Source organism: Salinivibrio sp. MA427 (genome assembly GCF_001996115.1).
Lineage (GTDB): Bacteria > Pseudomonadota > Gammaproteobacteria > Enterobacterales > Vibrionaceae > Salinivibrio > Salinivibrio costicola.
The window spans coordinates 1-2904 of the sequence record NZ_MUFH01000380.1 but is presented as its reverse complement, the minus strand read 5'-3'; the positions used below and the strand labels follow the sequence as shown (position 1 = coordinate 2904).

The window sequence follows — 2904 nt, the reverse complement described above, 5'->3', positions numbered from 1 at the left end:
CATATTGGCAACCACTAACCCATAAACAGTGCCTAACAAGGTGCCAAGGGCAAGCATGGGGGCGAAAATGCCGCCCGGTGCGCCGGAGCTAAAACAAATCACCGTCAGCAGCGTACGCGCCATAAAGATAAACAGCAGCGCACTGATGGAATAGTTTAAGCTGACAAAATCTGGCACTAAGTTAATGCCGCCATGGGTCAGCTCTGGGGCATAGATCAGCAATAAGCCAAAGAAACCGCCTAGCGTGGCCCCTACTAGCCAGATTCGTTTTTGACTTTTTTGATAAAAACGTTGGAAAAAGTCCTGACACCGCATAATCAAAAAATTAAACAGCACGCCAAACACGCCAAAACAACAACCTAGTGCGAGAAAGAACCATAAAGAGGCAAGTGGTGGCGTCTCATACTGGGGCAGAACAATCACTGCCTCTTGGCCATTGATATAGCGAAAAACGATATCGGCCATGATGGCGGCAATGATCACTGCTTTTATCGAGATCAAGGTATAGCGAAACTGAGGTCGCATTTCCTCAACCACGAACATGATCGCCGCAAGGGGGGCATTAAACGCCGCGGCGAGACCGGCGGCAGCCCCGGATGCAAGCAGTGTTTGGTTACTGTTTCTGTCTTTGATGCGAAAAGTATCGGTGACCATGCGACCAATATTGGCACCGATTTGCACACTAGGACCTTCTCGTCCGAGGATCATCCCTGAGCCTAGCGCACCTAAACCGCCGAAAAATTTCACTGGGATTACCCGCCACCACCGCGTAGGTCGAATGCCTTCCATCGCGCCTTCCACCTCAGGGATCCCTGAACCAGCGGCCTCGGGCGCAAATCGATGAACAAGCCAATAGCCCATTAAGGCCAGGCCGGCACTGATAATAAAAGCGAGTAATCCCAATGGAATCATTGAGCTAATGTTGCTGTCTAGCCAGTCAGTTCTTGACTGAGAGAGGGTATGAATCGCGAGTTCGAAAAGGGTGACAACAACGCCGCCTAAAAAGCCGATGACAAAGGCGAGCAAAAGAATAGAAACGGGCGTTTTGTCGCGTGACCATAATTTATCAAAGAAAACGCTAGATTTATAAAAGATGGCTCTTTTCTTGCCTGTTTTACTTACAATTTTCATCTATGTGAACGCAAAGTTTGAAAAGAAAAATGACGATGTATGGGGGCACTCATTCTTGCGCCGACACCGTGCTGGGAACGTCCTGTTCCCYRAGAGAACGCATTTATACTACGCCAATTCACCTAACATGCAAGCGCTTGACCGGTGTCTAATTATTCGGCTAGCCAAGATAAAAACCCCTGGAGTAAGCGATACGGGGCGGCGATAACGATAAGGGCATATTTTCAGACGTTTCACTGGGGGAGTCCGTATTGAGTGATAGCGTACCACCTCCCTGTCCCTGAATAATTGATTTGAATTAGATCACAGTTTGTTAGGGACAAAATGTCCGCTGCGACACCATTGGCCGCAGCGGTGCGAATCAACCGCGACCAGGCGCTTGGGTTGCGGCAATATGATCGCCGATCTCAATCAAACGGCTCAAAATCCGCTCACCATCAACGCCAATGCCATTGTGCTCGTATTCGTTAGTCATCCACGCTTGACTGTTGGCAATCTGCGCCAAGGTTTGACGGGAATAATCGAACTCAACAAACATGTCATCGACGTAGGTGGCGCAGGCGAGCGGCACCGTATTGCGCTTGAGTACCTCGAGATCATAAAGCGCCGGCCAATCGCTCTTTTCTGCCAGCAACATCGCCGCGTCTTTGAGCGGTTTAAGGGTTGCCAGTTGATCAAACATCCACGGATACACCATTTCGCCGGTAAAACGGAACGGCTGATCGGGCTGATAGTGGAACTGCGGGAATTGATCGCGCACCCGATGGGCTGACCACTGCGACGCCTGCTGCTGGCAGTAAATCGATTCATGCAAAATAGCGTAAAACGGGTTGGTTAAATACCCTTGGTCAGCCTGCATCGCATTTAAGAACGGATAGCTTAAAGTACGCTCGCCATTTACCTCTATAAAGGCTCGTTCTAGTAAGTAATACAGCGGCAGCCCGGCATGGCCGCGGCCAAGGTTCAGGCCAATAGTTTGGAACTGCTCCACCGTAAACGGCTGACCGTTTGGCAGTGTCACCGCATTGTTTTGCAGATACTGGGCAATCTCGTGACAGCGGGCTTGTGCGTCCGGGAATTGGGCGAAAAACTGTTGATTCTTATCTTCCACTCGCTGATAGGTTTTTTGATACACCGCATCGGCATGTCCTTCAATCGGTGGAATGCCGCCGGTGACAAACGCGCGAGACAAGGACTGCGGAAAGAACGACAAATAGGTGAGGGCACAGAACCCACCAAAGCTTTGCCCGAGGATCGCCCATTGCTTGATGCCTAGCGTCTCGCGTAAACACTCGGCGTCTTTCACGATGCTGTCGGCGCGAAAATGGCTCAGATACGGTGCTTGCTCGGCAGGTGTGAGATAGGCAAGCGTTTGGTGGTTTACCGGCGCGCTTAAGCCCGTGCCGCGTTGGTCGAGCAACAACACGCGATAATCGTCTAATGCGCGTTTTAGCCAACCTGTGGCGCCGTTGGGGCGGGGAGACTCCATGCCTGGCCCACCTTGAAAATACACCAGCCACGGCAGATCTGCTTCGTGATGGCGCGTATCAACCACTTCACGAGCAAAAATAGTGATCGGCGTACTATTGGCGTCACTGTGATCCAGTGGGACCTCAACACGGTGACTGCGATAACGGATATAACGATCATAAAGATCTTGCATGGTAATGCCTTTATAAACAGAAAGATGACGATGATTAGGTTATCAGAGTTGTTCGGTCTCAGCGAGCAAGCACGAAGCCGAACTTCTTCGATTTTTATGTGATCTATATC

General features: G+C 50.5%; 2 protein-coding genes. Both read right to left on the bottom strand.

Features of this window, described 5'->3' with window-relative positions:
- Positions 1–1131 (bottom strand): H(+)/Cl(-) exchange transporter ClcA (gene clcA / locus BZG79_RS14720; RefSeq protein ID WP_077774779.1); only part of this gene is annotated, 1131 nt, incomplete at its 3' end.
- A gap of 361 nt (positions 1132–1492) precedes the next feature.
- Positions 1493–2794 carry an alpha/beta fold hydrolase gene (locus tag BZG79_RS14715; protein ID WP_077774778.1) on the bottom strand — a complete coding sequence of 434 codons (1302 nt, stop codon included), beginning with the start codon at positions 2792–2794 and terminating at the stop codon, positions 1493–1495.
- Positions 2795–2904: the final 110 nt, after the last annotated feature.